At 48.1% G+C, this 26,355-nt stretch carries 26 protein-coding genes and 4 pseudogenes; 14 read left to right on the forward strand and 16 right to left on the reverse strand.

Features of this window, described 5'->3' with window-relative positions:
- Positions 1-116: 116 nt before the first annotated feature.
- The 5 genes from NVIE_RS09500 to NVIE_RS09515 all read right to left on the reverse strand — a co-directional run bounded on the left by NVIE_RS09500 (position 117) and on the right by NVIE_RS09515 (position 4,481).
- On the reverse strand, positions 117-440 hold the full coding sequence (locus NVIE_RS09500) for a hypothetical protein (RefSeq protein ID WP_227717325.1): 324 nt from the start codon (positions 438-440) through the stop codon (positions 117-119).
- Between the two features lie 179 nt (positions 441-619).
- A complete protein-coding gene (locus NVIE_RS09505) occupies positions 620-850 on the reverse strand; it encodes a hypothetical protein (protein ID WP_158435177.1) in 231 nt (76 codons plus the stop codon).
- A 19-nt stretch (positions 851-869) separates the two neighbouring features.
- Positions 870-1,040: a hypothetical protein gene (locus NVIE_RS15475; RefSeq protein WP_158435178.1), complete on the reverse strand. Its 171-nt coding sequence runs from the start codon at positions 1,038-1,040 to the stop codon at positions 870-872.
- 457 nt (positions 1,041-1,497) lie between these two features.
- Positions 1,498-3,999: a spermine/spermidine synthase domain-containing protein gene (locus tag NVIE_RS09510; RefSeq protein WP_075055045.1), complete on the reverse strand. Its 2,502-nt coding sequence runs from the start codon at positions 3,997-3,999 to the stop codon at positions 1,498-1,500.
- Between the two features lie 197 nt (positions 4,000-4,196).
- Positions 4,197-4,481, reverse strand: coding sequence for an Lrp/AsnC ligand binding domain-containing protein (locus NVIE_RS09515; protein ID WP_075055046.1), 285 nt, complete (start codon positions 4,479-4,481; stop codon positions 4,197-4,199).
- Between the two features lie 306 nt (positions 4,482-4,787).
- On the opposite strand from NVIE_RS09515, the gene NVIE_RS14865 reads away from it, so the two are divergent.
- From NVIE_RS14865 to NVIE_RS09535, 4 genes are all read left to right on the forward strand, one after another.
- The gene (locus NVIE_RS14865) at positions 4,788-5,414 is read left to right on the forward strand and encodes a hypothetical protein (protein ID WP_144239630.1); all 627 of its coding nucleotides are present in this window, start codon (positions 4,788-4,790) and stop codon (positions 5,412-5,414) included.
- 800 nt (positions 5,415-6,214) lie between these two features.
- Positions 6,215-6,538 carry a luciferase domain-containing protein gene (locus NVIE_RS09525; protein ID WP_075055048.1) on the forward strand — a complete coding sequence of 108 codons (324 nt, stop codon included), beginning with the start codon at positions 6,215-6,217 and terminating at the stop codon, positions 6,536-6,538.
- Between the two features lie 321 nt (positions 6,539-6,859).
- On the forward strand, positions 6,860-7,312 hold the full coding sequence (locus NVIE_RS14605; RefSeq protein WP_084790747.1) for a winged helix-turn-helix domain-containing protein: 453 nt from the start codon (positions 6,860-6,862) through the stop codon (positions 7,310-7,312).
- A gap of 109 nt (positions 7,313-7,421) precedes the next feature.
- Positions 7,422-7,856, forward strand: a complete 435-nt coding sequence (locus NVIE_RS09535) for a DUF6328 family protein (protein ID WP_227717327.1) — start codon at positions 7,422-7,424, stop codon at positions 7,854-7,856.
- A gap of 114 nt (positions 7,857-7,970) precedes the next feature.
- Here NVIE_RS09535 and NVIE_RS09540 read toward each other — a convergent pair whose 3' ends face one another.
- Entirely contained in the window at positions 7,971-8,942 is a 972-nt protein-coding gene (locus NVIE_RS09540) for a DUF2795 domain-containing protein (protein WP_075055050.1), read from the reverse strand.
- A 497-nt stretch (positions 8,943-9,439) separates the two neighbouring features.
- On the opposite strand from NVIE_RS09540, the gene NVIE_RS15920 reads away from it, so the two are divergent.
- Positions 9,440-10,759 (forward strand): hypothetical protein, encoded by a 1,320-nt coding sequence (locus NVIE_RS15920; protein ID WP_227717328.1) that lies wholly within the window; start codon positions 9,440-9,442, stop codon positions 10,757-10,759.
- Between the two features lie 847 nt (positions 10,760-11,606).
- On the opposite strand, the gene NVIE_RS09550 is transcribed toward NVIE_RS15920, so the two are convergent.
- Positions 11,607-11,954: a hypothetical protein gene (locus NVIE_RS09550; protein ID WP_075055051.1), complete on the reverse strand. Its 348-nt coding sequence runs from the start codon at positions 11,952-11,954 to the stop codon at positions 11,607-11,609.
- 178 nt (positions 11,955-12,132) lie between these two features.
- Here NVIE_RS09550 and thsB point away from each other — a divergent pair, with 178 nt between their 5' ends.
- Positions 12,133-13,767 (forward strand): thermosome subunit beta, encoded by a 1,635-nt coding sequence (gene thsB / locus NVIE_RS09555; protein ID WP_075055052.1) that lies wholly within the window; start codon positions 12,133-12,135, stop codon positions 13,765-13,767.
- A gap of 41 nt (positions 13,768-13,808) precedes the next feature.
- Here the strand turns inward: thsB and NVIE_RS09560 are convergent, their stop codons facing one another.
- Positions 13,809-14,132, reverse strand: coding sequence for a DUF3574 domain-containing protein (locus NVIE_RS09560; protein WP_158435179.1), 324 nt, complete (start codon positions 14,130-14,132; stop codon positions 13,809-13,811).
- 135 nt (positions 14,133-14,267) lie between these two features.
- On the opposite strand from NVIE_RS09560, the gene NVIE_RS09565 reads away from it, so the two are divergent.
- A complete protein-coding gene (locus tag NVIE_RS09565; RefSeq protein ID WP_075055054.1) occupies positions 14,268-14,714 on the forward strand; it encodes a universal stress protein in 447 nt (148 codons plus the stop codon).
- A 191-nt stretch (positions 14,715-14,905) separates the two neighbouring features.
- Here NVIE_RS09565 and NVIE_RS15480 read toward each other — a convergent pair whose 3' ends face one another.
- Together NVIE_RS15480 and NVIE_RS09575 are read right to left on the reverse strand one after the other, a co-directional pair.
- Positions 14,906-15,061, reverse strand: a complete 156-nt coding sequence (locus NVIE_RS15480) for a hypothetical protein (RefSeq protein ID WP_158435180.1) — start codon at positions 15,059-15,061, stop codon at positions 14,906-14,908.
- A gap of 511 nt (positions 15,062-15,572) precedes the next feature.
- Entirely contained in the window at positions 15,573-15,866 is a 294-nt protein-coding gene (locus NVIE_RS09575; RefSeq protein WP_075055056.1) for a hypothetical protein, read from the reverse strand.
- 597 nt (positions 15,867-16,463) lie between these two features.
- On the opposite strand from NVIE_RS09575, the gene NVIE_RS09580 reads away from it, so the two are divergent.
- A complete protein-coding gene (locus NVIE_RS09580; protein WP_075056127.1) occupies positions 16,464-17,381 on the forward strand; it encodes a transcription initiation factor IIB in 918 nt (305 codons plus the stop codon).
- Between the two features lie 287 nt (positions 17,382-17,668).
- On the opposite strand, the gene NVIE_RS09585 is transcribed toward NVIE_RS09580, so the two are convergent.
- The 3 genes and pseudogenes from NVIE_RS09585 to NVIE_RS15925 all read right to left on the reverse strand — a co-directional run bounded on the left by NVIE_RS09585 (position 17,669) and on the right by NVIE_RS15925 (position 19,654).
- Positions 17,669-18,454, reverse strand: coding sequence for a dienelactone hydrolase family protein (locus tag NVIE_RS09585; protein ID WP_075056128.1), 786 nt, complete (start codon positions 18,452-18,454; stop codon positions 17,669-17,671).
- Between the two features lie 370 nt (positions 18,455-18,824).
- Positions 18,825-19,298 (reverse strand): PAC2 family protein, encoded by a 474-nt coding sequence (locus tag NVIE_RS09590; RefSeq protein ID WP_084790749.1) that lies wholly within the window; start codon positions 19,296-19,298, stop codon positions 18,825-18,827.
- A pseudogene (locus NVIE_RS15925) lies at positions 19,271-19,654 on the reverse strand (proteasome assembly chaperone family protein). Before NVIE_RS15925 ends, NVIE_RS09590 begins: the two are co-directional and overlap by 28 nt.
- 414 nt (positions 19,655-20,068) lie before the next feature.
- Between NVIE_RS15925 and NVIE_RS16310 the strand changes: the two are divergent.
- From NVIE_RS16310 to NVIE_RS14875, 3 genes and pseudogenes are all read left to right on the forward strand, one after another.
- Positions 20,069-20,446: pseudogene (locus tag NVIE_RS16310) on the forward strand (site-2 protease family protein); the annotation flags it as partial.
- A 22-nt stretch (positions 20,447-20,468) separates the two neighbouring features.
- Positions 20,469-21,074, forward strand: coding sequence for a CBS domain-containing protein (locus tag NVIE_RS09610; RefSeq protein ID WP_227717329.1), 606 nt, complete (start codon positions 20,469-20,471; stop codon positions 21,072-21,074).
- 458 nt (positions 21,075-21,532) lie between these two features.
- A pseudogene (locus NVIE_RS14875) lies at positions 21,533-21,745 on the forward strand ((2Fe-2S)-binding protein); the annotation flags it as partial.
- Between the two features lie 16 nt (positions 21,746-21,761).
- Here NVIE_RS14875 and NVIE_RS09620 read toward each other — a convergent pair.
- Positions 21,762-22,397: a DDE-type integrase/transposase/recombinase gene (locus tag NVIE_RS09620; RefSeq protein WP_075053693.1), complete on the reverse strand. Its 636-nt coding sequence runs from the start codon at positions 22,395-22,397 to the stop codon at positions 21,762-21,764.
- Positions 22,398-22,467: 70 nt separating this feature from the next.
- Here NVIE_RS09620 and NVIE_RS09625 point away from each other — a divergent pair.
- Positions 22,468-22,866: pseudogene (locus NVIE_RS09625) on the forward strand (QcrA and Rieske domain-containing protein); the annotation flags it as partial.
- A 106-nt stretch (positions 22,867-22,972) separates the two neighbouring features.
- Here NVIE_RS09625 and NVIE_RS09630 read toward each other — a convergent pair.
- The gene (locus NVIE_RS09630) at positions 22,973-23,215 is read right to left on the reverse strand and encodes a hypothetical protein (RefSeq protein ID WP_084790754.1); all 243 of its coding nucleotides are present in this window, start codon (positions 23,213-23,215) and stop codon (positions 22,973-22,975) included.
- A 99-nt stretch (positions 23,216-23,314) separates the two neighbouring features.
- On the opposite strand from NVIE_RS09630, the gene NVIE_RS09635 reads away from it, so the two are divergent.
- Entirely contained in the window at positions 23,315-23,833 is a 519-nt protein-coding gene (locus NVIE_RS09635) for a hypothetical protein (protein WP_158435183.1), read from the forward strand.
- 346 nt (positions 23,834-24,179) lie between these two features.
- On the opposite strand, the gene NVIE_RS09640 is transcribed toward NVIE_RS09635, so the two are convergent.
- Positions 24,180-24,542: a DUF6766 family protein gene (locus tag NVIE_RS09640; RefSeq protein WP_227717331.1), complete on the reverse strand. Its 363-nt coding sequence runs from the start codon at positions 24,540-24,542 to the stop codon at positions 24,180-24,182.
- Between the two features lie 801 nt (positions 24,543-25,343).
- On the opposite strand from NVIE_RS09640, the gene NVIE_RS09645 reads away from it, so the two are divergent.
- Positions 25,344-26,246 (forward strand): cupredoxin domain-containing protein, encoded by a 903-nt coding sequence (locus NVIE_RS09645; RefSeq protein ID WP_144239631.1) that lies wholly within the window; start codon positions 25,344-25,346, stop codon positions 26,244-26,246.
- Positions 26,247-26,355: the final 109 nt, after the last annotated feature.

Consider the following 26,355-nt stretch of genomic DNA (forward strand, 5'->3'; position numbering starts at 1 on the left):
AGCATCATTGCGCAGATACTAGAACAATCTTCTGCTAGATGGTATGAAAGCGCAAGCTCGAACAAGTCAGGATGATTTTAATGTCGTGGGTCCTTATCGCCATGTTCTTTAACAATCTACAAATGCGTCTTTGCGAGGTCTAGAACATCCTTTGCCAATTCTTCAATCTCTTCAAATTTCAGGAAGGTCACCGCCATCACAGAATCATCCTTGAATGGAAAAAGCATCGAATTAATGTCTTCATGTACAATCACCAGAAATTTAGATTTCCCGACTATGCCTTCGTTTGTCTTGAGCATGCTTGTCATCAATGTGGATTGTAGAACCATTCGCTTCATGTCTTTGTCTTTTGGAAGAGGTATTCTGCTGTCCTGCTTATAGTAGTAATCTACAATTTCGGCGTTAGTTGCAATACCACAGAATATGATATCTTCCCTCAAGTCTGCAATTTTGGTCAGCAAAGTCTTTCTTACATGCATTACCTATATTCCCACAGTGATTATCATCTTGATAATAAGTAAATGGAGTCGTAACTAATATTACTTCTTCCGGAAGAAACCTTAAAGCAGACTTTGACAGACGAAAAGCACGAAAATCCGGCTGATTTGCTTCTTCAATCTTATCTATTATTGCCGGCTTTATCCTGTGTTACGTAGGGCTCTTTCACAATTTCATTTATCAGAAGAATGCCTGCATCCTGAAATAGGCTTTCAAGCGATCCTTGAAGTCTGTTGATATCTACTTTGTCATCTTTTACAACGCCATTACTTTCGAGCATTCTGACTATGCTATCTGCAGTGATTGTGCCAAGGAGCTTTGCAAGCCGACGCTGAAATTCCTTTAGGGGCATGCTACGCATGTCGGCCATTTCATTTCACTTCCTTTTCATTGTCTTCATACATGGTCCGGACGTACAGAATTCCTTTCAGCAACTCTCTGGCCTGATTTGCATCAAGCCTTTCAACAAACTTTTGGTCGGCACCTAATTCCATCAGCTTGGCATAATCCTGAAGGACCGCTCTAAGGTCAGGATTTTTCATAATTGTATATTGGTCAGCATAGATTTAAATCTATCTTTAAATTAAGCTTTGCGGTCTTGAATGACTTTATAAAAAAGTCGCTGCTTCGAGATAGAAATTACAGGGAAATACGTCAATCACAGTAGATTTTTATGCGTCTGATTCGGCACCTGTCTAGTGTAAGAAAATTTGAGCGAGCATCAGACTAAACTTTTGTTATGTAACTCTTGCTACTGGTGTGCGTCAACAATCAAAGAATTGATCAAGAACGAAGATTGCCCATCCTGTGGAATGACAGTTGAATCAATATCGGTCGGAATTACTGTACCTATATGATAAAGCCCGGTACTTTCTAGATAATCCAAATCCAATGCGGCAGCATCGGTAATGGTATGCCATCAACTAGCATATAGGAAGGAAAATTGATGGTTAGTATTATTGCCTTCCATCTACAATCCTTTACGGGAAATGTTGCAGGTCAGAGCTCCAGTATTCCTTCCTCAGCTTCCGTTCTTTTTGATCTCTGCTTCCACGTAAATGCTACTGAAGCAGCGACAATATAGGCGGCTATTCCAAGGAGCATTGCATAGGAACCTCCGTAAGCGATGCTGAAAAGCACCGCAAGGACGGAACCCAGGACGGAAAACCCTCCGTTTATCGCCCACATCCACGGAACAAAGGACGGGGCATGAGACTTGAGCACCCTCATCCCAGTAGGCATGGGCATCCCCATCAAAAAGCCGATGGGAAACAAGATCCCGATGCTGACAGCCGCCTTTACTGCAAATTGCTCTGACACTATCGAATAGATCAGGGGCGACAACGACGCCAGATAGGCCACTCCAAACGAGGCAATTCCTGCAATAACCATTGCAAGCCTTTTTGCGCTCGTTCCCCTAGTAAGCCTGGAGCTGACCAGGCTGCCAAACCCGCTTGATATGAGCAGAGTGAACAAGAGCAAGGCAAACGTCATTGTGGGGTTTCCAAGCAAAAGCACAAGCTTTTGCAGGAGGGCAAGCTCGATCAGGATGAATCCCGTGCCTATTGCAGCAAAGTAGAGCGCTATGCTGCCGGTGCGCAGGATGCCGCTGCTACCGTTATTGTTGTTACTTTTAACAAAAGCATTACTACTACGCCTGTTTGTCATTCTCAGCCACACGTACGGCCCGACCATAAAGACCGCAGCAATCCCAAGGCTCACGTACAGCAGCACTTCCAGTACCTTTGGAAACGGCTTTTCGTATGACAAAAAGTAGGGGCTGTCGTCTGTCACCGCATACGCCTTTGTCGGAAACATGTCATAGTACTGCTGGAGCGTGATCTGCCCGTTCAGGAGCGACGAATGCGGCTCCAGCGCCACCTTGCCTGGCACCAGGATCGGGTGGTAGCCTTCCTTCACAAAGAAATCGTACAGGTACTGGATTTCTTGCTCGGTAAAGGGCGCCTTTGACATTATCGCCATTGTCCCGCTCGGGTCCTTTTTGGCCGACTGCGCGCTGACTATCATGATGTGCTTGTACGCCTCCTCCTGCGGGACGCCGTTTCTCTCCAGCGTTGTCAGGAACGTGGAAACAAACCGGGGAGAGTCGATCAGCCACCTTACTGCGATCACCTTGCCCCTGTCCTTCAGGTGGTCATAGTACTCCTGAAAAGCCTCCTGTGTGTAGAGGAAATTCTCTGACACTCCCAGCCCGCCCGACGACACAGAGGCCCACGTGTCGACAAACGGGATGTAGACGATGTCGTATTTCTCTGTGGAGCGGGAGACAAAGCTCCTCCCCTCGTCGACGTTTGCGTTCACGTACGGGTGCGTGTACACGTTGCCGGCCCTGTCGCCGTACTCTTTGACCGTGTTGAATATTATCGGGTTTATCTCTACGGACGTCACGTCCTTGCTCCCGCTTGCAAGGGCCGCGACCACGTCCCTGCCTCCCCCGGAGCCTATCACCAGCACCTTTGGGTCCTGCATCATAGTGAAGGGCTTGTACTGCATCCAGTTTGACATGTCCTTCCTGCTTTCGGGATTTCCGTCCCACGAGACTATGTTGGTGCCGGCGCCGCCGTCGATAAAGACCTTGGCAACCAGCCCCTCATAGGCGCACTTGCTGGACTGCTGGCCTGCATTGTTGTTGGGGTCCGAGAAAGTGTTGTCGCAGTTTGTGAGGGGCCCTTCCACGACGTCTATCCTGGAAAACGAGTTCCATTCCGTCTTGACAATCGAGGCTCGCGGGTTTTCCTTCAGAAAAAGGGGAAGGTCCTTTTGCGCATTTGGATCTGTAGGGATGGAGAACAGCCTGCCTTCGCCCCCTCCTCCTACCACGACGACCTGGTCGAGGACAATGAGGGAGGCTGCAAACGCGACAAACGCAAGGCTGATGGCGATTTTCTTTCTGTCTCTTGCAGATATGGAAAAGACCACCGCGCTTGCCGCAGAGACAAGGCCGACCATCAGGACCGTCCCCTCCCCTCCAAGGACAGTCAGCGCCAGCACGACCAGCAGCGCGCCGGCCGACGCTCCCACAAGGTCTGACGCGTAGAGCCTCCCTGCAGTGCGGGCAAAGGCGTTGAATGCGGCAGAAATTGTTATCCCGATAAAGAAGAAAGGTATCGAGAAAAGCCCCATGTACAGGGGCAAATAGTCCACGTGCGAGGAAAGAGAGTGCATGACAAAAAGCGACAGCGGGATGGCCAGGGTGACACCTAGGGCGGCTGCAATTGTCATGTTTCCAGCCCAGTTTTCGCTTATCTTTCTGAGGCGGTAATGCACGACAAGGCCAGACGCCCCGAGCCCGACCAGGGCAACGGATACGGCGACAAAGGCAAAGTGATACCAGATGGCAGCCGAGAAGATCCTCGTGATTGCTACTTCGAGTACGAGGCCTGAAAACGAGCTTAGAAAGATTCCCAGAAATACCAGCCGCCGGCTTACCGAAGTTGGAGCAAGGCCCTTCTGGCTGTTATTATTACTGTGAAAAGACACGACTCTGGACTAGAGCGGCGTTACATATTACCTTAGTGTTCGCAAATAGAGCCATGCTGCACAACTGATTTGAACTTTTCATCATATAAAATGCTCAGACACTGTCAACTTATCGCTGGATCTAGTTTTGTCTTATGACAACTTGCCCATCCGACGAATTCTTATGCAGCGTGCAGCGTCTCAGGCCTGCCTGCCTTTTAATCCGATGGAGGCCCCAGATGGTCTGCATCTAACCCTGTCTTTCCCTTCTGCTGTCCGGGAATAAACGACATCGTCAAGGTGGACTTGATGCCGTCTATCCTCCTGACCTTGTCCAGTGTCCTCAGTATCATGCCATCCGTGGGAAACTCTATTCTGACGATTATGTCAAAACCTCCATAGACGCCCTCGACATGAACGACGCCGGGGAGCTGCGACAGCTCGTCTATTACCTGCTTCTCAACTCCCGGGCGTATATTGATCAGTATGTAAGCTCCTGGCACCGATTAGACTACTTTAATCGAATATTAAACTATGCACGGAGGGGAGAAAAGAGAGAGAAAGCATCAGATCTTTTTGGTTGCTTGCGTACGATAATCCTGCTTTTGAATAACCAGCGAATTGGCAGCCTTGGCGCCAAATTCATCCTTCTCTTTCTTTTCCTCCTGATAGACAGTTGAGAAAAACTTGGAGACACGTGGTAGTAAGCGTAATAGCTTCTTGGAGGTTCTACTAGTAATTTTCCTGCTAGTCTTGATACCTGCGTTTTTTCCTCAAATCTTAAGAATCACTGATATACAAAATGCATAATGTCAAGCATAACAGGAAAAAATAGGAAATTGCTGATTCCATACCTGTTGGTTGCGGGCTTTGCGATTGCATCTTTGGCAATGGTAGCCCCACTTGCGTCTGCGCAAACCACAGGCAACGAGACGGCAACAACCGGTAATGTAACTGTGCCACCGGGAGGTAATGTAACTGTGCCACCGGGAGGTAATGTAACTGTGCCACCGGGAGGTAATGTAACTGTGCCACCGGGAGGTAATGTAACTGTGCTGCCAGGAAATGCAACCCTTACTCTGACGCCGTCCTCCATCAATGCGGGGGAAAAGCTGACCATCACCGGCTCGGGCTATGGTAACACTCAAAACGCGACGCTGATGATTGACAGCGATACTCTGGATCCAGATGTACCCATACAGACGGATGCCAATGGCACATTTACTGCCAATGCGACCATTCCTGCTGAAATAACAAGCGGCAGCCATACTATCAGTGCAACGGATGCCACAGGCATTAAAGGTTCAGCGACGCTCATGGTAAATGAAGCGGCAGCCGCTCCATCAGGCAATGCAACATTAACCGCGCCGCCGCCTCCTTCAGGCAACGCAACCGCGCCAACTGGAAACGCAACCGCACAAGAACCAACACCGTGAGGTGCTGCTGCTACGACATACACAGCCCCTTCATAGGGGGCAGTAAGCCTTTTTCTTTGTCTATCAGACATAGGTTCTTTTGCCGTTGCGGGAGATCAGGACAAATTCCCAAACAAGATGGTTTACAAGAATCGCGACGTCGTTCATATGCCAGAAGGCAAAAGCAAGCAGAGAAACAGGATTCCAGGGGGCCAGGACAGGTCGGAACAGATGTTGATTAGACGGAATGACTGACCGGCCTGCGCCTGACCCTGTCACGATCCTTCAAGATAGGGGGCTGCGAGATTATGCTTGAATTCCTTCAAATTTGTCGGCTAAAAGGTTATGGTGTACAAATGAAAAACTCCATTGCATTGTACACACGTCTCTTTTATCCAGAGAAAGTCGGTGTTTTCGTAATATGTTAAGACCTTTCAAAACGAGGCGTGTGCAGCTTGACAAATACAGGTTAGGCACGCTTTGCGGGCAGTGCTCAGAGACAGCGACAAAAGAAGTGTTCTTTCAGCTAGATCAATGTCTGGTGGTTCAAAAGTACTGTGACAGGTGCTTACCACAAGCAGGCTACGAAGTTCCCACATGAAGAAGAAGATGCTGGTTCTTCTTCTTCGCATGGTACGGCGGCAATAACTAACTTCGCAGCTTCCTTGTCTCTTGTTATCCTTCTTTGGCCATCGCATGACCGTCGCCTTGAATAGCAGTGCAACTCAAAAGAGAAAAGACTGAAACGAAAACAATTCGAGACGATAGAAAGAGGTAATAATTGCAGCGCAGAATAATTGTTGAGATGAAAACGTCATTAGATGAGTTTGTCGCCAAGTGAAGCTATAAAACAAGAGTTGCTAGGTTGGGAGGGAGTTACGATGCATGACCATGATTTTGCAACCACCAGATTTTATGTAAACGGCATAGAGATGGGCCACATACATGGCGACGAAATAGCCGATCTGCAGTTGCCAGCCAAGATCAGCAAGAGGCTTGTATCCGAGGGAAAGGTGCTGCCGCACCATGTCATTCCAAAGTCTGGATGGGTGAGCCATGAAATCAAAAAACCCGAAGATGTGAAAGTAGTGATAGATCTCTTTTACTTGCAGCATCAGCGCCTAATAAAGAAGAAGAATAAATAAAACAAAAAGCATTACCAGATCTCTCTTTTTGCTTCCTGACCTTCCGACTTTTAAGTCCGGGCGAAAGAGCCGATCCAATGTGGATATCCAAATGAGTTCTCTTGCATTAGAGGAGGCCCTAGGTACGAGGAAAGGAAACGTTCTACTGCTATTCGCAAGAGGTCCATTTTTTCGGTTCCAAGTGTCTCAAAGGCCAGACTCCACCACCGCTTGTCCATTACTTCCAAGCTTGGGTTATGTGCTTGTGTGTGTTTACTATGACATCTATATCCAGACCTTGAACGTCTGTTCTCAACAGGACATCGATAGATCTTTCTTATTATGGTCAAGACGATCGTATCCTTTATGGTCAAAGACGGGTTAGCGGGTGAAACCTCAGATCAAATAAATTCACATCTGGCAGTTGCACGGGAGATCTACAACCAAGCACAACAACATCAGCATCAAGATAGCGAGGCATACAAAAGCCGGCCCAGTATCGAACCAGTAGGACCTAAAACCAAGCACAGAGCTACAAGGAATAGGAGCAGGATGGATATTGCATCTGCAATGCTAGAAGCAGCATATAGCGGAGCAATAAAGAGTAGAATAAAACGCAAGGTCCGCATATCCTTCACGCAGCTAACCGAGTACCTCGACTATTTGCTAGAGAATGAAATGCTAGAATATGACCGAAAGACGCGGTTATATCGTGTCACGGAAAAGGGCCTGCGCTTTGCAAGGATGTATAAGGAAATAGGAGAAACAATCAATCCAAGGACGAGAGTGATATAATAAAAGATCGTCACCACAGAAATCTGCCTTTTTCGCAGGACAAATCTATTATTATCATTGAATTGATGGCAAAAGTGCAGAAATACGAGTTATGGGTAAATAAAACATAGTGGATGTTCCTGATGATGAAGATAAAACTGATCGGCTCCTGAGAGACTACAATGCAGTACTTCGTGAAAGCACCCTCTTGACCACGTTTTCGGGCATCTTGTTTGGTTTTCTTTTGAACATCTCGGTAAACGTCCCCCAGGATTTTGACATTGTCGACAGGATCTCCCTCTTGGTCGCGCTGTATTCGATAACCGTGGCCATATTCCTGTTCATAATGCCGGTGATTTATCATCACCTGCAGTACCCCTACAGGGACTTTGAAAAATTCAAGAAAAGGAGCCATAGGTTCATGCTATTTGGCGTAGTCCCTGCAATAGTTACGCTGTATTTCGGCCTTGAACTTGCGCTATCGTCAGTGATTGGAAACCTTGCGTTCCTTCTTGCGGCAATACCGTACGCACTGGTCTACTTCTTTTTCCGGAAAAGAAAGTGAACCTGCACATGCGGCATTGCGTATGCTATATTTCTGGTCGCGTCTTTTTCTTCCACATGCTCCTTAGCTGGTTGCAGGCAAAGTTTTGCTAGCTTCTTTGTACGCGTGTGTGTATTATGCTTCCGTAAACAGCGATTTCTCTACATCAGACATGTCGTGGTATTCCTTGTCCGGCAACATGCCTATCATGTCCACTATGGCTTTCGGGTCATCAAGCCCGGACTCCATAATATGCCTCTGCGCATACTCTTTTAGCTCGTCCTTTCTCTTTGGAAAATCCACGCCGGCAAGAGCCTTTGATAACGCTGCCGCAGACGGCGCTCTTGATGCAGCCGCGCGCCCTCCTGCCTTTCCTCCTTTCCTTCCGGGTGCTTCTTTACCTGACAACTGCTTGGCTTCCTCTTCCGCGGGCATCTCCTCCCTGCCTGGAAACTCTCCTTTTAGCAGCGGCTTTAATGGGACTTGCTCTTTTCTCATCTTCAGTTCCCTGAACAGCTCGGCGGTGTTGACCGTCTCTTTTTCCTCGTTGAGGTCAATGCCCAGCTCCTCTTCGACATCCCTTTTCCTTGCGCCAATAAGCAATACCTGCGTGTTTTCGTAATTCAGCAGGTCCGGCTCTTCTACGTTTATCCACCGCCTGTCCCCGAACTTTTCTTTTATGTGCGAGGAATACTCTGGCTTTCTTTCCTCAAAGGCCTTGAAGCCGGGCACCTGTATGTCCGGATTCTTGACTGAAATGATGTAGCTTGCCTCTTTTTTTATTTCAAACTCTTTCTGCGTCGGACCCGGCACCTGAGGCAATTCCAGGACATACGCAAGCTCGGTATGGTTGCCGTGCTTGACTATGGAGTACTTGCCTTCGCCGGCAGGCGTTGCAGGCCCCACGCTCCTCTTGCCCCTTGTTTCCGTCTCGTACTGCACCGGAAGCAGCTCTTTTCGTATGTCTTCAGCATTTGAGGTGGTAAGCACGTTGAGCGCCCAGTTTCTTTCTTGCGACGTAGACTTGCCTTCAACGATTTCGGGCAGTTGCTTCTGGCCCAGAACAAAGAGCCTCTGCTTTTCTCCTTCCTCTGGCGTGGTGACCATGTAGAATTTCTGTGCATCCTTTATGTCTTGTACTTCTTCCTTGCCGACCTTTGGCCTGTAAAAAAAAGAATATGTCGCCTTGCTCTATAATCTGAGGTCGTTCTTTCTCGGCCATTCTGAAAGCTGGTAAAAATAAAATAAATGAGTATCTGTGCCGTCTGACTCGTGATTCCTGACTAGAAAACAGGTTGTTAATCCATAATTAATTTAATAATTATGTGAGAAAATCGCTCCCTTCGAGCGTCCAATGCAACAAAAACGGTGCATAAATCGTTGCACAGGCGCGAAAGTTAAAGCTAGCCCTGAAAATGTACAGGCACTAAACTTTTGCTTCAGGACTCATCAAGTATCACTAACAAATTTTCTGACTTTATTATTTGTTATATGGTATATCTATCCCCCTACCACGTCACTGCTTCTGGCAGTTTTAGGTGTGCTGCTGCAAAGGAAGAGGTAGATGATTAGTGGCTCAGGCATTTGTACGGAGGAAGAGCCGCTTGCGTGTCAAAGGTCTAAGGGTAAAGGATAGAGAGAAGATCAAGGAAGCTATAGCGATCAGTGTCCAAAATGGCAACCATACCACGAGAGAAATAGGTGTTGACATTGGTAAGGATCACAGCACTGTCTCACGCTATCTGGCAGAAATGGATAAGGAGGGAAAGTGGGGAATCAAGCGTGACGCCAATGGCAATATCATAATCTCGTTACGGGAACATCTAACAGGCGAATACCGGCGATTAGAAAGCGAACCGTTTAACCAGCTGCCATCTATCCAGAAATGGATAACGTATCTGAAGTCAGGCTGCATCCCGCCAAGACGTATCCAGTACCTTGTAAATGTGGTACACGGCATATCTAACCAGCTAAAATTGATGCCAGAGACTATTGTAAGCTTTGGCATACCACTAGATGCTTCAAGACGCAAGGAAATCGCGATAGAATACTGGCGGAACTTTCTGGCATGGTTCAATAACGCATACCCCCAAATGCAAAAGACGAACACTATCAACACCTACCGCAGCTTTTTGGCGGCTCACAACATCAATTTTGCTCATGGTGAAGGTCGGCGCTATGGGCTGTCAACTACTCCGGAAAGGTTGGGCGAGTACAAGGATATTATGCTGACGCCTGACCAGATAGAGAAGATAAACAGACGGCTTGAGAATGAGAGCGACTGGGAAGCTTGGAGCTTTATGAACATTGATCTCCATACAGATGCTAGAGCTTTTGCAATGGCATCCATGAGTTGGGACAGGATAGCTTTCTCACCTTTATTCAGAGTCGAGCAGTTTGAGCCGAAGATAAAGCGCGGAGACTGGTACCTGACAAAAGAGGGTAAGTGGTGGGTCAAGTATCCAACCGAAGAATGCAGGATCATAGTCGAGACTGCACGCGACAGGCTGCCAAAAGAAAGAAGATTCCTTTTCTTTGAGGATGCCAAGAGCGACAAGGCAAACGCTCTGCAAGATTCTTACTTTATGTCAAGGATGGCTGTCAGGTTTAAGAAGATATTCTTGGAGCTTGACAGAAACAGCTGGCTTAATGAAAAGACTAGAATATATGCACTAGGAGACGGAGTGTACTTTAACGGGCACCCGTTACACCTGTTCAGACACACAATGGCTCAGTACTATCTTGCAGCAACAAACTGGTCACTTGCATATGTGGCAAGCTTGGGAGGATGGGAGAATACCGAAGTATTGAACAAGTGCTATGGGGGAATTCCTGAACACATTAAGGCACAAGTGGCAAAATCTATCCATGTCAGGTTTGATAACCTTGACCTGAACGTCACAGTCAAGTTGGCATCTGTCTAACAGATGGAACAAGCTTATTTATAGTTCGAGACCTAATGGGAACAGATAGGCTGTTTGCTTGCCTCATGTTCCCAAAAAACCGGTTTCGATTGACCAACCCTTAAGAGCGTAGAGTTGGGACATCCCCGTCGTTCAGAGATTTCCTGTTCCTGAACTAATTTCAGCCTCCTGGATACCTGTGGCTGACGTTACACATGTCCAGTTGTTATGAATAGCCCCTGCCTCGATGCCGCAAGTCATAGGCCTGCGTTCTAGATCGCTTCTTCTAGCATTTCAAGAATCACCGCGGCAAAAAGAATGCAAAAGATCTTTTTTCCCGAAAATAAGAGTCTGTTCTTATCAAGCACGTGCGATAAAAAGTTCTGCAGTGCAGGGTAGCCCGACGGCCCTAGTGAGTTCACCAACGGCATTGCTAACCCGGATAGAGACGGCATTTGCCACGTTCACAGCATAGTACAGGCTGTACGGACATATAACCCCCGACGGCGTCATATCATATCAAGGACCGCGTCGATAATTATCTGCCGATCAGCACTGCACAGGCATCGCAGTAGTATTCTGCAATAATAACGCCGTCAAAGTCGTAATTGGCTATGTTTCTGGCTGGATCAGAACAGGCAGAACAGCTGCGGGTTCTTTTCCGCATGTCGATTATGAAAGGCTTTACAGATCGCAGAACTTTCATCGGGTCAGACTCCCGGCTAGAGCAACAAGAAGAGACGCCGCGATTATGCCTGCGGCGATCAGCAAGAACTTTGTATTGTTGCTATACATGGACTGTATGCACCTTGTATGCACAAGAACGTACGCGTCCCGGAAAATGGGTCGTATTGGCGCGCAAATCCGACTAGTCAGGTGTCCTGACCTTTGCCTCCAAAGCCTCTGCGCCACCCTCACTCTCATCTGGAAGCGGTCTGCTGATGCCAATTATTATATCCTGGCAGTACTGCTTTATCTCGCCCGGTGGAACAACGGCCAGTATTTCTTCCAGATAGCTTATCGCAGGGACACCGCTCTTGCTCAACTCCTCAATGGCCTTCTTCTGCGTCATCGTGTCCTTGCCCCACTTTGCTTCTTCTTTCAGATCCCACAGCCTGTTTCGCGCCCTTTCTTCCTCAATGTCTTCAGCGGGTGACCCTGTACCTCCAACGCGCCCAGGATTGCCGTGATAATCCTCCTCTGCTCTTTCGGACATGCCCTACAAGGTGATACATGATATTTACCCTTATCTAATTTGCAGATTATCATTCAAGCACACATTCTGCAACATATATGCCCTCCATGAGGGTGCCATCTTGAAATCGCATCTGATCTGCTACTCGCAACTCAGCATGAATACCAAAGCATTTAACTCGGAATAGCAGCATAACATCATGTCATTACAACAAGCCAGTGCCGGTGGAACACCAATTCTAATTTTGCGGACTGGTTCTAGGCAAAGCCGGGGCAGAGAGGCTCAACAGAACAATTTTTCCGCGATAAGACTGATCGCCGAAATGGTACGTAGCTCCTTGGGTCCTAGAGGTATGGACAAAATGCTGGTAGATTCACTGGGAGACGTCACCATAACGAATGATGGCGCAACCATCCTGAAGGAGATGGACATCGAGCACCCGGCCGCCAAGATGATGGTTGAGATAAGCAAGGCCACCGACAACGAAGTGGGAGACGGCACGACTTCGGTCGTCGTTCTGGCAGGCGCTTTGATAGAAAAAGCTGAGGAGCTGATAGAGAAGGGAGTGCACCCGACAGTAATAGTGGACGGGTACAGAAAAAGCGCCGACAAGGCGATACAAGTACTTGGCAGCATCGCTCATGACGTCCGTGGCAACGAAAAACGCGAGCTGATCCGTGTCGCCAAGACCTCGATGCAAACGAAACTCGTCTCTAGAGAATCCGGCCTGCTGGCAGAGATTGTCGTAAGAGCTGCGATGCAAGTCTCGGAAAAGACCGACTCTGGCTACAGAGCAGACATCGACGACGTAAGAGTAGAAAAAAAGACCGGTGGCTCTATTCGTGACACTAGTCTCATCGAGGGCATTATACTCAATAAGGAAGTGGTACACGGAGGGATGCCAAAGTGCGTGGAAGGCGCCCGGATCGCCCTGATATCTGCCGCCCTTGAGATTGAAAAGACCGAGTTTGAAGCCAAGATAAACATCAGTTCTCCAGACCAAATGCAAAAGTTTCTTGATGAAGAGACCTACATGCTCAAGTCGATGGTCGACAAAATAGTGCAAAGCGGGGCAAACGTCTTGGTGTGCCAAAAAGGCATAGACGATACAGCCCAGCACTACTTGGCCAAAGCAGGAATACTGGCAGTAAGGCGCGCAACAGAAAGCGACATGACCCGGCTTTCCAAGGCCACGGGTGCAAGGTCGGTAACCAATCTTGACGACCTTGCGCCAAAAGATCTGGGTTTTGCGAAACTGGTGAGCGAGCGGAAGATAGAGACTGACAAGCTGGTCTTTATTGAAGGATGCAAGAACCCGCTGGCAGTTACCATATTTGTGCGCGGAGGCTCGCAGAGAGTGGTCGATGAGGCAGAGCGCTCGGTTCACGATGCACTAATGGTTTCCAAAGACGTTCTTGAAAAACCGGCCATAGTTGCTGGCGGCGGGGCTCCAGAAGCGTATATGGCAGGCAAGATCAGGGAATGGGCGGGCACCCTTTCTGGACGGGAACAGCTCGCTGCAGAAAAATACGCAGAGGCTTTGGAGGTCATCCCTCTCTCATTGGCCGAAAACGCAGGAATGAATGTGATAGACACGCTTGCGGAACTACGCGCAAAACAAAGCAGGGGTTCGCATTCTATAGGCGTCGACGCGAGGAGCGGCAGGGTTGTCGACATGTCCAAACTCGACGTGGTCGAGCCTCTTACAGTTAAGGAGCAGATAATCAAGTCCGCCACGGAAGCCGCGTCGATGATCCTGAGGATAGACGACGTTATCGCCTCAAGCAGGTCCGGAGGCGCTCCGGCCATGCCGCAGGGCGGCATGGGTATGTAGGAACGGTTTCTAAAAACACAAGGTTTGCACCACAGTACTATTCACAAAACTTCTTCAACATAATGCCATGTTATCAGCACCGACTCTTGATGCAGGTCTTCTCTGATTTTTTGCTTGAAATGCTGCAGATGACGACTGAACGTTCTGTCGTGCGTTGTGATTATCGAAAGCACATAACTATCGGTAATCTCGTCCTTCCCTGACTCTGGACGATAATAGCCCGTACCGGTCAGCTTTGTGGCGCCTTGATACTCCGGCCAAATCTGGTCTATGATTCTATCCACTTTATTGGGGTCTATATCTTCGCCATCTTTCGTTCTTGTAGGTATATAGAAATCGATTTTTATCGCTCTAGTGCGGCCCAACTTGTTCGTGGTGTAGCGCATGCCGGCCTATAACTTTGCGTTATGAACGATCCTGTGATTCTATCATTTACTGGCAGGACTGCCCCCACATTCCGACCATGGTACTTTTTAGCATGCCAAATGCATAGTCAACCAATGGGGACAACCAACTTTGGAAACATCTTGGTAGCGGTCGATGGTTCCGACCAATCAATGAGGGCGGTCGATGTTGCCATATCTCTGGCAGCAAAATATGATTCTGTATTAACAGCCCTCTACGTCATCTACATACCGTTTGGGGAAAGACTCTATCCGCGCGCGGTCTGGTACGAGGAGTTCATCAAGGAAATACACAAGGAGGCCAGCGAATGGCTTTCGGAAATTCAAAAGAGGGGAAAGGAAAATGGAGTAGTGATTGAATCGAAAATGAGCGAGACTACTGAATCAGTTGCTGCAGAAATAGTAAGATATGCCAAAGAGAATGAAACCAAACTTGTTGTAGTGGGCTCTAGGGGCAAGTCAGACCTGGAAAAACTATTCTTGGGTAGCGTTGCAGCAGGCGTATTGGCCTATGCCACGTGCCCTGTATTGGTTGTGAGATGAATCATTATCTAATTCGGCGCAACTTGTTCATGATTTACGTTGCGATCCAGCACCTGACGCACGGGCGCAACTTGAACAGCGTTGCATTCTCAGAGAATTGTTGCAGTCACTTTCTGCAGTTGTCGGGGTGAAGAGGTATATGATATTTACAGCGAGACACGAAGCATAGCCTGTAAAAGTGGAAGGCAGACTTAGCCTGAATGAAGAACCTCTCGTAGTATTTCCTCAAGCTTGGATTTGCCTTGGTCGTGGTATTTGGCAGCCTGATCTTCAAGTTGCTCTCGAAAATCGGCAAAAAGTTTGGCTTGCACCTTGACCGTCTCTATTTCTAATTCTGTTTCTCCCATGCTATTCGTGCAAGTCACTATCTCTTAAATTTGCAAGACTTGAAAGCTTGTGTCTCATTATTCTTCTTCCTCTTCCTTCCTCTAAGGCCTATTTCGCTCTAAAGTAAATTTGGAGGCCTTCAGAGGTGGTGACATATCTTGTCTCGATTTTTCCGGCATAGGCTAAGATGAGTGCTGCACTATAGAAACTAATACGGTCGACGGGCCACGCTGTGTGTTCAGGGTAAAGGCGCCTCAAGATCTCGTCTTCTGTGAAGGCTTTATCCCTATTTGATTCCAGAAAGTCCCGAATCTTGTCAATTATTGGATCCTCCTTTCGACCTTTATCAAACTCTTCTTTAGAAATAGGCATTATGCATGTACCTGTGCCTCCTCTGCCTAATTAATCAGCTGTTCTTGAGGTTGGATGATTTTGCCTCTCTGGGCAAATCATGAGCTAATACTAACGCGGATGAAAGAATCGAATCAAGATTATGTGACAAAGTTTGGTAGAGTGCGCGCATCCTCCTTGTCATTGCAGCTTGATTATCTCGTCCCACGTCCCAGTTAGAGAGAACATGAAGTATTTGTCATGGTCACCCGACTCGAACTGCAGGATATCTCCCGCCGCTATCTGTGTTTTGAATAACTTGTTCAGATACTGCATAAAACTTGGACCCGCGACTATGCTCATGGCGTCGTGTTCAAACGGTTGATCATAATATTTTTTCAACGTTTCTGCCAACCCGGTATTACTAATTTGCTCCACCAAATCTGATAGATCGATGAAAGTCGGATTTCTCTTGTAAATTCTGATTTTTGCCATTCTGTAGGGTCTCCTGCACCATATAACAAGGTAGCTGACATATATTCATGCCTAGGCTTGACAGATTGCCTTTTATGAAAGGGTTCATATCATCAAAGGAGAAAGGAACATGATGAGAGTCTGCAAATCTTGTGGTAAGGAGTTTCAGGATTTTACTGAAGGAGTGGTCTATTCTACGGCAATGAAAGGGATTTCGTACTTTTGTTCTGATGTCTGCTGCAAAAACTACCTTAATTCAAATGCAAAATAAAAACCGGTAAAACCCGGTCATTGCTCTTCCTCAGCCTTAAATAAAACAGCTCTCCCTCATAGATCAATGGAAAAAGTAAAGAAAAGAAGGAAGAGCTCTACAAAGAAAAGTGTGAACGCAAAGTCAGGATATCGAAAAAGATCCGCCTAAAAGACCCTGCCGATTAAATATGATGAAATCTGGACGCAATGAAAAAAGACGCCCTGTCTCTCCAAGAGACAAACTTAGACCACGGTCTTCCTGTGCCTGATAGGAGTTCAATTTCTTCCGTCGCTATAAATACAAGTTTCTCTGACGCCCCTTTATATACCGCGCTCACTAATGTACACCGTTTATCCGTTATAGTAATGCAACTTTCATCACTGTGTTCGGGATGCAGCAAGAGAGCCATGATCTCCGACCCGGAATCTGGCGAAATTGTCTGCGGCAGCTGCGGCTTGGTATTGTCAGATAGGACTATGGAGACGCGGGCTGAATGGCGCAACTTTGGCGCAGAAACGGCTCATAGGACCCGAGCGGGGGATCCCGCTTCATTGGCCCGGCACGACATGGGCCTTGCTACAGTCATCGGAAGGGAAAACACGGACGCAAGGGGCTCCCTTCTGACCGCGACGGTGCGTTCTGCAATAGGCAGATGGAGGACGTGGGACAGTAGGGGTAGGAGCCACTCATCTTCAGATAGGAACCTTCAGAAGGCTTTTGACGAGCTTAACAGGTTGAAAACCAAACTCAATCTGTCCGGCGCGATGATGGAGAAGACTGCTTACGTCTACAGGAAAGCCAACGAGAGACAGCTGGCAAGAGGAAGGAGTATTTCTTCTCTTCTTGGGGCATGCGTATACGTTTCGTGCAGAGAACTTGGCAGTTCGCTATCACTCAAGGACATCGCAGAGAAAACCGGCGTCAAGAGAAATGATCTGGCCAGAATGTATCGCATAATTCTGCTTGAACTTGACCTTAGGGTACCTGTGATAGACCCTGTAATGTGCATGATCCGAATAGCCAACAAGGCAGGCCTGAGCGAAAAGACAAAGCGGCAAGCAATTCGGACTATGGATGATGGCGCAAAGAAGGAGAAGCGGGCAGGCAAGAACCCTATGGGATTTGCAGCATCGATTCTCTACCAGGCCTGCATAACGAGCGGTGAAAACATTAACCAAAGGACTCTTGCCGAAGCTGCAGGCGTGACAGAAGTAACCCTCAGAAATAGGCTGAGAGACTTTAGGCAAACCGGGATGATAGGATGTCCCGTCTCTCAAACTTGAGGAGGAATCTATGGAGGCATGTCGATTCCACAGTCGCCACGTCTGGAGCTACGGCAAAATCTACAGGATAGGAGCATTTCAGCGACTTGAAGTGATCTTAAAACCCTCCCGGTCACTTCATAATGTTGTATAATACTTTTCGTCCCGGTCTTACTGCATATTGCTGAGCACCAAAATCGAAAGATAATTACATCATATCATACACCAGCAGGAAAATCCTCTGGAAGCTCCTCGTCTGGCGATACTGGCATCATATATGTATCGGGCGGAGCGCATTTGTTTTATCATCAACAAGCAGCAGACTTTTTGGCGCCAGCTCCATGATTTTCTTCTTTTATGCCACCGCTGCCGCCAAGAAAACGCGCAAACCAGCTTGCGGCAAGTTGTGCCACCTGTTCAAGCTTGCCTGGCTCTTCAAACAGATGCGTGGCACCCGGGATTATCACCAATTCCTTTTCATCATTGCCGAGCAATCGCAGTTTATCAAACGCTTCTTGGTTTAGCTTGATTACGGCTTTGTCATTTTGCCCGACAATAAGAAGCACAGGCGCCCTGACTTTGGCCAGAGATTTTGTCGTGGCAAGGTCGGGCCGGCCTCCCCGCGAGACGACGGCTCGCACTACACCCGGCCTTTCTGCAGCCGCCACCAGCGCTGCTGCCGCTCCTGTGCTTGCCCCGAAATAGCCGATTTTAAGGCCGGCGGGAGGATCTTCTTTTTGGCTTTGAATCAGCAGCCAATCGGTCACTCTAACCAGTCTGTCTGCCAAAAGGCCGATGTCAAGCCTGTGATGCCGGGTTTGTTCATCAACAATTTCTTCTTCATCTGTAAGGAGGTCAAAAAGCAGGGTGCCTATGCCTGCTTTATTTAGCGCGCTTGCAACATACCTGTTCCTTGGGCTGTACCTACCGCTTCCGCTTCCATGAGCAAACAATACCACCGCTCTGGACTTGCTATCATCAAAGACCTTCAGGCTACCATGAAGCACGACGCCTGAACCGAGGGGCATATCGACTGGTCGCCCGTTGCCGTCGTCGTCACCATCATTATTGTGGTCTCTTTTGCGATCCTGCATTATTTCTCTCTTGGGCCCCCTTTTCTTTTTTATTTGGAGGAGCAAACCCTTCTATCCCGTCTAGGACCATCGAGTGATTTGCTTCGGTGCAGCAGGTACAGCTGGCCTCTATGCAATTTTTTGTTAGCTTATGGTTGCACGTCCTGCAGGTGCATATACTATCCAGATAAACGGCGTCGCTTCTGCGGACACTCTCCATTTCTTGTACTGCCCATCAAAAATTAAAAACACTTTTCCAAACTTGACCTAACAGGCGCCTGAATTCTCTTGCCTCGTAATTTTGTGCGGAAGCTCTTTGGCACCGGAATAAGATGCTCGTTTCATAAAAAAACAGGCGCAGGCAAGTGGCAGAGAATCACACGCACCATCATCAGCCGTACATCATCGATCTGCCCGGGTATGATGTCGTTTGCGCTTCTTCCTGCTGCCTGAGGCTTGCTATGGTTTCTGCCAGCCTGCGCTTGATCTCTCTGCCCTCCTTCAAGAGAGGGCCCACATCCAACTCAAGCGGAACGTTTGGTATTTCGCTGATCGTTTGGAGCAGCAGGGCCGCCCCCTCCGGGTCGGGCACGCCACTGCTTGTAGGGACAAGGACCGCGCTGCAGGACATATCGCGTGAAAGGCACGACGATAGCAGCCCTGCCGACATGCCTGTTAGCAAGGCTGTCTTTTTGTGGTGCCAAGATGATGGCGGTTTCGGTTCGTCATTACTACCGGCTGCAATGCTGCTGTTGTCGCCGCCGCTGCTGCCGACGTTATTTCCTTGCGGGATTGATGGCAGCGGTTTGTTACCAGAGTGGTAATGGCTGGTCAGCACTATCGATTCCCGATTTTTGCGGGCCACCCGTTGACAGGGATGCCGTCAAGGGTTATCACCTCGCCAATCCCGTTGTTGATGGCCCATGACACCACCAGATCCATGATGTTATGGATGCCTTCCGGCATGAGCGGGGCTTCGCAGACTATGACGTACAGCGAACCTTTTTCATCAGCATAAATGCGAAATGGGTGGCGCAGTTTGTCGCCGATTTAGGTGACGGCCGGCATTATGAATTCCGAGTCTACGGACGCTATCTGGTGCATGTCAAGCCTTTCAATTATGAAATTTGCCGATATAGAGCCCACGAGTCCCGTGCCGGGAAAACCTGCGATGAGCGAAGGGTGCAGGGAGATGCGTTTTTCCTGAATTTGCGGCAGCAGTAGCGGCCTTGACGCGCAAGAACTGCTTTATTCTGGTCTTGCCGTCGTAAGATTCGTGAACGGTCGTCTCGCTTGCAAATCCTCTTCCAACCATATTGCGTGATATGATCTAGGGAGGCAAAGTATTTCTCTGTTATAGCCGCGCACCGATTATTTTATCCCGCGGCCGCAAAATACACAGGGAGACTCTACTACTTGCTGTTGCTGACCGCAGGAGCCATTAACTAATTTAAATTATTTCTGCCATTATCTGTTGTCGTTGTTGCCATGTCCATCCAGATCGGCCGGATCAAGGGGATTTCCATACGCCTGCACTTTACACTGCTTGTGGTATTCTCCCTCGTCGCTTGGACGCTTGCAATGAGCTTTATGCCGCAGCTTTTCCCGGGCCTGACTTCGCTTGAATACTGGGTCATGGGCATCGCAGGCGCAATACTCCTGTTTGCCTCGGTGCTGCTCCACGAGCTGTCGCATTCAATAATAGCGTTAAAGTTCGGCATAAAGGTCCGGCAGATAATCCTCTTTATTTTCGGGGGTGTTTCTGACATTGAAGAAGAGACCAGAAACCCGCGCAAAGAGTTCGAGATAGCCTTTGCCGGGCCTGCCACGAGCTTTATCCTGTCTGCCATCTTTGCCGCGCTGTGGCTGATAATGTCGTCGGCTGCTTTTCAGGGCGCCCAGGTTTTTGAGGGGATAATGCTCTATGGCGCAATCATAAATGCCCTGCTTGGCGCGTTCAACTTGCTGCCTGCCTTTCCCCTGGACGGCGGCAGGATCCTCCGCGCGGCCCTAGTAGGGAGGATGAAGAGGGACTTTGACAGGGCTAACGGACACCGCCGTCAAGATAGGCATAGCAATATCCTACGGCCTCATGGGGCTGGGCTTTTTTGTGATCCTCACCAGCGACTTTCTCAGCGGCATCTGGCTGCTCCTCATCGGGTGGTTTCTCCAGAGCGGAGCGCAATCTTACAAGTACCAGTATGAGCTGACCGCAATCCTGTCAAAGGTAAGGGTCGGGGACATCATGAACGCCGCGTTTATCGCCATGCCGCCAGAGATCACCCTGCAGGAATCGCAGCGGCGCTATTTTTCCACCTACATGAAAAGCACGTTTCCCGTAACAGACGCCGGCGGAAAGCTGCTTGGCATGGTCACCCTGAAAAGGGTGATGGACATCGACGAGCCCAAAAGGGAAAGGCTGACGGTCAGGGAGGCGATGATACCTCTGGAGGAGCTGGCAGTCATGAGCGCAAATGGGAAAGGCGACGAAGCGGTGCGAAAAATGACAAGGACCCACAACGGCAAGATCTTTGTGTGCGACGCAGACGGCCGGCTGCTTGGCATGGTCACCAAGACTGACCTGCTGAACGTCGCAAACGAAAGGCAGGAGTATATGCAAAGGGGGCTGCCAAGCAAGTAGAGCATGATGAGCGAACAAAGAGTTAACACGGTTAAGCCAGACTAAAGAGCAGGCAAGTGTCACCATGATCAGGCATATGCAAGCAATAAAGAAAGAAAGGCCGGGGAGCTTTGAGTGCAAAATATGTCATTTGCAATTTGCAAACGAGATGTACCTGGAAAGTCACATGATGATTGAGCATGAGAAGCACATGGCACCGTCAGGCGTCCACTAGGACCCTTTGACGTCTTCTTTATTTTGATCGTGCAAAAAGAGATCTCTGGAAAACTTTCAGCGGATTCTGGAGATCACTAGATTCTATGAGATTAATGTACACAATTACATCATCGCCATCATATTTCTATTCTTTGGAAATAATATCACCTGCCGACCCAGCTTGTTTGACACAAGTGAGGTTGAGTAACATTGTTAAGCATTCGTTACGTCTATCATTGTGGAATATCAAGATGTGATTGAAGATGACCAGACTCGACCGTAAACTTGGCGGAAACTCGAGAATATCCAGAAGGGATTTTCTAAAATTGATGGTAGCAGTGGGCACGGTTTTCACGTTTGCGCCGTTTGTAGACTGGGGCAAGTTCCTTCCCAACCCTCAGACAAATGTATCCGCAAAGGCCAAGGCAGAACTTCCAGACGGCTCGCAGGCCAATGTTAATACTTTTCCTGCGAATTCTTGGCTCCGTTAACTTAGCCACCATCCTTGGCCAGGAATGTCATAAACCGTATCATGTCTGCGCCCATATGCAGGTACAGTAAAAATAATTTGAACCAGTTCCAGACATGCTGTCTGTCACAATTCTCCTTCCTGCATGGAAAGTGGTCGTCAAAACACTCCGTCCTGTCCTTGATATGCTGTATAAACCGCTCCATCAAATTCTTCAATTCTGTACCGTACACATAATGGCGTAATCTGAGCCACCTGCAAGCATCATTGTACCACTGAGCACCGTCTGTGAATATCGGCCTCCTTCCATACCTCCTTTGCAACTGCTTGAAGAACTGGTAACATACGAAAATGGTCCTCTCACGAGACAGATGCATCATCAAGCATGTGCCAATAGTTGGTTCGTACGCTATCCATAGCCAATAGTCATGCCCATCTATCTGCAATAGTGTTTCGTCAACAAATATTGCCCTGACAAGGCGTCTGTCTGTCCGGAACCTGTCTGCAAGGCTGGAATATTTCTGTACCCATTTCCATACAGCAACGTGGCTCCTTCTCTTTATTGGTGATAGCGATCTGGCTGCCAGCCGAAAGCTCCTAGAATTAAAATACAGGTACAGTGCATATCTGATTATAGCTGGGTCTGTCCTCTTTCTCATGCCAATGAAAAGCTAGGACAGTCCTAGCTATACAGATTACCCTAAGTTAACAGAGCCGAATTCTTCGCAAGTAGTGATATATCCAAAGACCAATGATGAAGTGCTCAATCAAGAAGCGTTCCGCACGTGGCAGTTCATAAGGCTGCCAGAAGAACTTGGAGGCACCAAGAATGACGTTTCGGCATTTCGAATGTACAGCTCTGTCTGCCTCCACCTCTGGTGCCTCTGGAAGTACTTTCCAGACACAGGCCGCAAGAGGGGAGAATGCCCATGTCATGGCAGCATGTACGACCCGATGACGGGCAAGGCATTTGCAGGGCCGGCGTCACTGCAGGCTCCGCCAGCAAACGTACTCCCTGAACTAGATCTGGAAGCAGATGAGAGAGGAGATATCTGGATAAGACCTCCAAACTGGAGTGTAAATGGAAATGGAATAGTCGGATATGGAAGATTTCTCAAGAATGCCTGATGTTGCAGCTACAAGATCCCAGAAAATTGAAATTTGTGAACGGCGGGTTTATGGATAGAAGCGCAGAACCTTTTCTAGATGTCTGAATTTTACTCTCGCGATATCTTCACTTGAGACGCTCTTCTTTTGCTTCCTTTGCAAGCGCCTCTCTCAGCATCTGTACGTGCCTCTCTTTGTCGTGCTTCATTGTATTCCATACGTCAACAAGATCGGAGCGATTTTCCTTGTTAGCGTCGTCGATGTACTTGTCAACAGTAGAATAGAGAAAATCTGCATCCTTTTCAAGCGCTCTTATTATATCATATGTTGAGTTTGTCAGTTTGGTAGTTTCATGCTTGGTAGTAGACATTCTGGTTGTCATGTCCCTATTATGGAAATTATAATCTAAAACAGTTAAGGAAGTAGAATTTTCGATTATCTTTAAGGTTCAGAGTGCCTTCATTATGGTATGAGAAAAGCGCAACGGAATGGACTTGATTCCAATGATACAATTACCTGTCCATACCATGTTGACTTTGAGTGCACGCCAGCCCCCGCAGAGTCGCTCAATTCACTTGAATCAGGAAGGTTAATGCTGACGGTAAAGCTGCAGAGCAGCGACGACGACAAGAACAAGAAGAAAAAAGAAGAAAAAGAGGTCAGGGCGGTTGTCGTGAAGCTGGTCAACAAGGCGAAACAGGAGAACCTCGGCAATGTGGAAGGATCCAGTGAACTAAAACACAAGACCTCACTCTCGGCCAATCTTGCACGTGATAACCAGCATCCGGGCTGGTGGGCAGGAGTGATTGGAATTCCTATCACTTGGATGGAAGGAGGAACCACTGATTACGAGAGGTCGGGATCGTGGCATCCAAAGAGTAAGGGGAACGTGTTTGCGATGGAGATCACGTACACGCTAGACAACGGAAGCAATTGTACTGCCCATTTTGATTCAGAAGACGTATACCATTGGGCAGCAGCGTGCTAGGCAGCGCGCGTATGTGTTTTTATTTGTATATGTTATACACTGTATTTGCTTGAAAAGCGTACTTCTATTTTTCTTCCTGAAAGAAGCGCAATTTTCTTGTTTTATATATGCACAAAACAGGTACATTCATTGACTTGGAGTCAAGGAGCCGGACAATGAGGGGCAAGCCAGGCTGCTAAAGGACGTGGCTGAAACCGTCATGTTAAAGATGAAAGTGTCAGAGTGCTAGTAAAAAATGACTGGCACTGCGATTGTCAGGGCCGCAGGCACATTTTTCCTTTGTAATCGCCAACAACCTGCATGTCCAGTGTCAAGTGCTCTGACTGAAGAAAAGGAAGGCTCCGTATCAGCAGCTATTTTTGTAATACTTTTTGTCTATGTCATTGAGCAATTCCTTTACCTTCTCGGGATCCTCTGTGAACTCTTTTAGACTCTTGGCCAGCAAGTCAATCTTTGCTTCAATCCTGTCGGTCGATTCCTTTGATTGAGGGGATCCAACGTACAATAGAAATGAAAGGCCCGCAACCTGCCATATCAGCTGCAAGAATTCAGATTGCCAATTTTCCATCGTGTCGCGCATGGTCTGGTTAATGTAGCCGCTTGTCTCTATAGGCTGGTTGTGATCCTGCTGCTCCTGGACGTATGCAAACCAGGCAAACGTCCAGTGAATGGCTAGACTGACAAGGAAAAAGCCGAGCGTGACCCACAAGTACCCTCGCTTGCTCGTTTTTAGAATGCCTAACATAGATTAGTTATGCAATTCCAAATATAATGAGTCGCGTAACTGCTTATCTTTGAAAACTGACAGGCGGTGGATTTCTGGCAAGCTTTTGGCGTCTTAGCCTCTTGTCTCAATATCAGGATGAGTCTCGTCCTGCCAGCATTGCAGGCAGAAATCCCCGGTCACTTGAAAGACCTCGGCAACTTGTTTTCCACATTTTTGACACATGATATCGGAAGAGTCTGGTGGCGCTGACTCCTTGGCAACCAGATCTTCTAAATCATTCATACTGAATTATTGTCAGGTACATGCTAGTTAAGGCAGCAAGCACCTTGAGGAGAGGGGGAGGTGCGCATATGTTACAATATGTTAAAACATGTTAAACTATGTGATCAATGGTTTGATCGCAGGATCTGGCAGAACAGCAACTCGGAGATAGCCTTTGGTTCATAACGGCGGCCCACGGTTTGCATCATGCAGCATATGTACGTCAAACTCGGAATAGCAATTCAGGACAATGCCGTTTACTGTCTTTTCAAACTTGCAGTTTTTGCAGCCAATCAATAACACCTGCCTTAACTTCGTTGACTAGAACTAGGATGAGTGCATTATTTTATGTTGCAGGATTATTGGCGGCACGGCAGGAAATGAAAGTAGCTTAGTTTGGATTTCAAGGTATGCAAAGAAGCGTCAGATCGTCTATGATGGATAAACTGTTCTTTTACTGATAGGCAGCTACCAGTATGCTGCTCCTTCCATGCTTATAGGCGATACGGTGCTTTACTGCTCATGTTCGAATTCGGGTACAGTAGTGCAGTTCTTGCTGCAGCAATTCTTCTTGCAGCAGCATTATCTGCAGGAACACCAGTCCAGAACGCACTCTCGCAGACAAATACTACCACCACCACCGCATTCAACCCCCAGCCGGGTTACAGCCAAGCAAGAGAAGACCCCTCGTTTGCAGTCAGAATCCCGTTTACGGATCTGGGATTTACATCATTCCAGCCGACGACGATTTCAATACCAACCGGCATGACCGTCATATGGTTCAACGATGACCAGTCGGAACACTCTGTTACCGTGGACGCAGGCTCCTCCGACATCCCGCAAGGAGCAGAGTTTGACTCGGACATGATAGCGCCCGGGGGCTTTTTCACGCACACGTTTACTGCGCCGGGAACCTACGATTACCACGATAGTGCAGACCCCGAGGCAAAGGGCAGGATCATCGTGGGCAGCGAGTTTGAAGAGGGAAGCAACATGGACATGCTAATTGGCGGAAACGCACTGCCGTTTAATTCGAGCAAGCTGTCAAGGGTGACGCTGTCATTTGTGCCGCATGAAAGCGCGGCCGTGATCCCGCCAGATTTAAGCATCACGTACAACGTGACTATAGCAGATTCAGCGTCAACCCTGTACAGCAACCAGTTTGAAGATTCAGACGGCATACTGGACCTTGAGCTTGTGCCCTCCGCAGCAGCAACAAACAACACCGGACAATTTGTCACTTGGGGGCCTGACCTGACGGACAACGAAGGAGTGGCAAGTGACGGCGCGTACCACGTCCAGGGCCCTGTGCTGGTAAACAATGATGCATACACGATCCAGGTTTCGATAGTTGCGGAAAACGGAAACGACCTGCCTGCTCCAATCTCTGACACATTCGTGCTGCCTCCGGTTGAAGTGCAATGATGACAAACAACGAATGAACGAACGAAGAAACAGCAGTAGTGCAGAACCCATTGAGAACTTATCTGGCATAGGTTCTCCGGATAGAGAAGGAGATGCTGCTGAGACAGCT

The sequence above is a fragment of the Nitrososphaera viennensis EN76 genome, assembly GCF_000698785.1.
GTDB classification, from domain to species: Archaea; Thermoproteota; Nitrososphaeria; order Nitrososphaerales; family Nitrososphaeraceae; genus Nitrososphaera; species Nitrososphaera viennensis.

Bases quoted from the DNA above. Each gene is read 5' to 3' on its own strand.
- NVIE_RS15480 (WP_158435180.1), bottom strand. From the start codon at position 15,061: ATGGGAGAAACAGAATTAGAAATAGAGACGGTCAAGGTGCAAGCCAAA.
- NVIE_RS09585 (WP_075056128.1), bottom strand. From the start codon at position 18,454: ATGCAGGATCGCAAAAGAGACCACAATAATGATGGTGACGACGACGGC.
- NVIE_RS09620 (WP_075053693.1), bottom strand. From the start codon at position 22,397: ATGAGAAAGAGGACAGACCCAGCTATAATCAGATATGCACTGTACCTG.
- NVIE_RS09630 (WP_084790754.1), bottom strand. From the start codon at position 23,215: ATGTCTACTACCAAGCATGAAACTACCAAACTGACAAACTCAACATAT.
- NVIE_RS09565 (WP_075055054.1), top strand. From the start codon at position 14,268: ATGGGGACAACCAACTTTGGAAACATCTTGGTAGCGGTCGATGGTTCC.
- NVIE_RS09645 (WP_144239631.1), top strand. From the start codon at position 25,344: ATGTTCGAATTCGGGTACAGTAGTGCAGTTCTTGCTGCAGCAATTCTT.
- NVIE_RS14605 (WP_084790747.1), top strand. From the start codon at position 6,860: ATGGTCAAGACGATCGTATCCTTTATGGTCAAAGACGGGTTAGCGGGT.
- NVIE_RS09540 (WP_075055050.1), bottom strand. From the start codon at position 8,942: ATGGTCACCACGCCAGAGGAAGGAGAAAAGCAGAGGCTCTTTGTTCTG.
- NVIE_RS09550 (WP_075055051.1), bottom strand. From the start codon at position 11,954: ATGTCCGAAAGAGCAGAGGAGGATTATCACGGCAATCCTGGGCGCGTT.
- NVIE_RS14865 (WP_144239630.1), top strand. From the start codon at position 4,788: ATGTCAAGCATAACAGGAAAAAATAGGAAATTGCTGATTCCATACCTG.
- NVIE_RS09575 (WP_075055056.1), bottom strand. From the start codon at position 15,866: ATGGCAAAAATCAGAATTTACAAGAGAAATCCGACTTTCATCGATCTA.
- NVIE_RS09635 (WP_158435183.1), top strand. From the start codon at position 23,315: ATGAGAAAAGCGCAACGGAATGGACTTGATTCCAATGATACAATTACC.
- NVIE_RS15475 (WP_158435178.1), bottom strand. From the start codon at position 1,040: ATGAAAAATCCTGACCTTAGAGCGGTCCTTCAGGATTATGCCAAGCTG.
- NVIE_RS09580 (WP_075056127.1), top strand. From the start codon at position 16,464: ATGCAACTTTCATCACTGTGTTCGGGATGCAGCAAGAGAGCCATGATC.
- thsB (WP_075055052.1), top strand. From the start codon at position 12,133: ATGTCATTACAACAAGCCAGTGCCGGTGGAACACCAATTCTAATTTTG.
- NVIE_RS09505 (WP_158435177.1), bottom strand. From the start codon at position 850: ATGCCCCTAAAGGAATTTCAGCGTCGGCTTGCAAAGCTCCTTGGCACA.
- NVIE_RS09525 (WP_075055048.1), top strand. From the start codon at position 6,215: ATGAGTTTGTCGCCAAGTGAAGCTATAAAACAAGAGTTGCTAGGTTGG.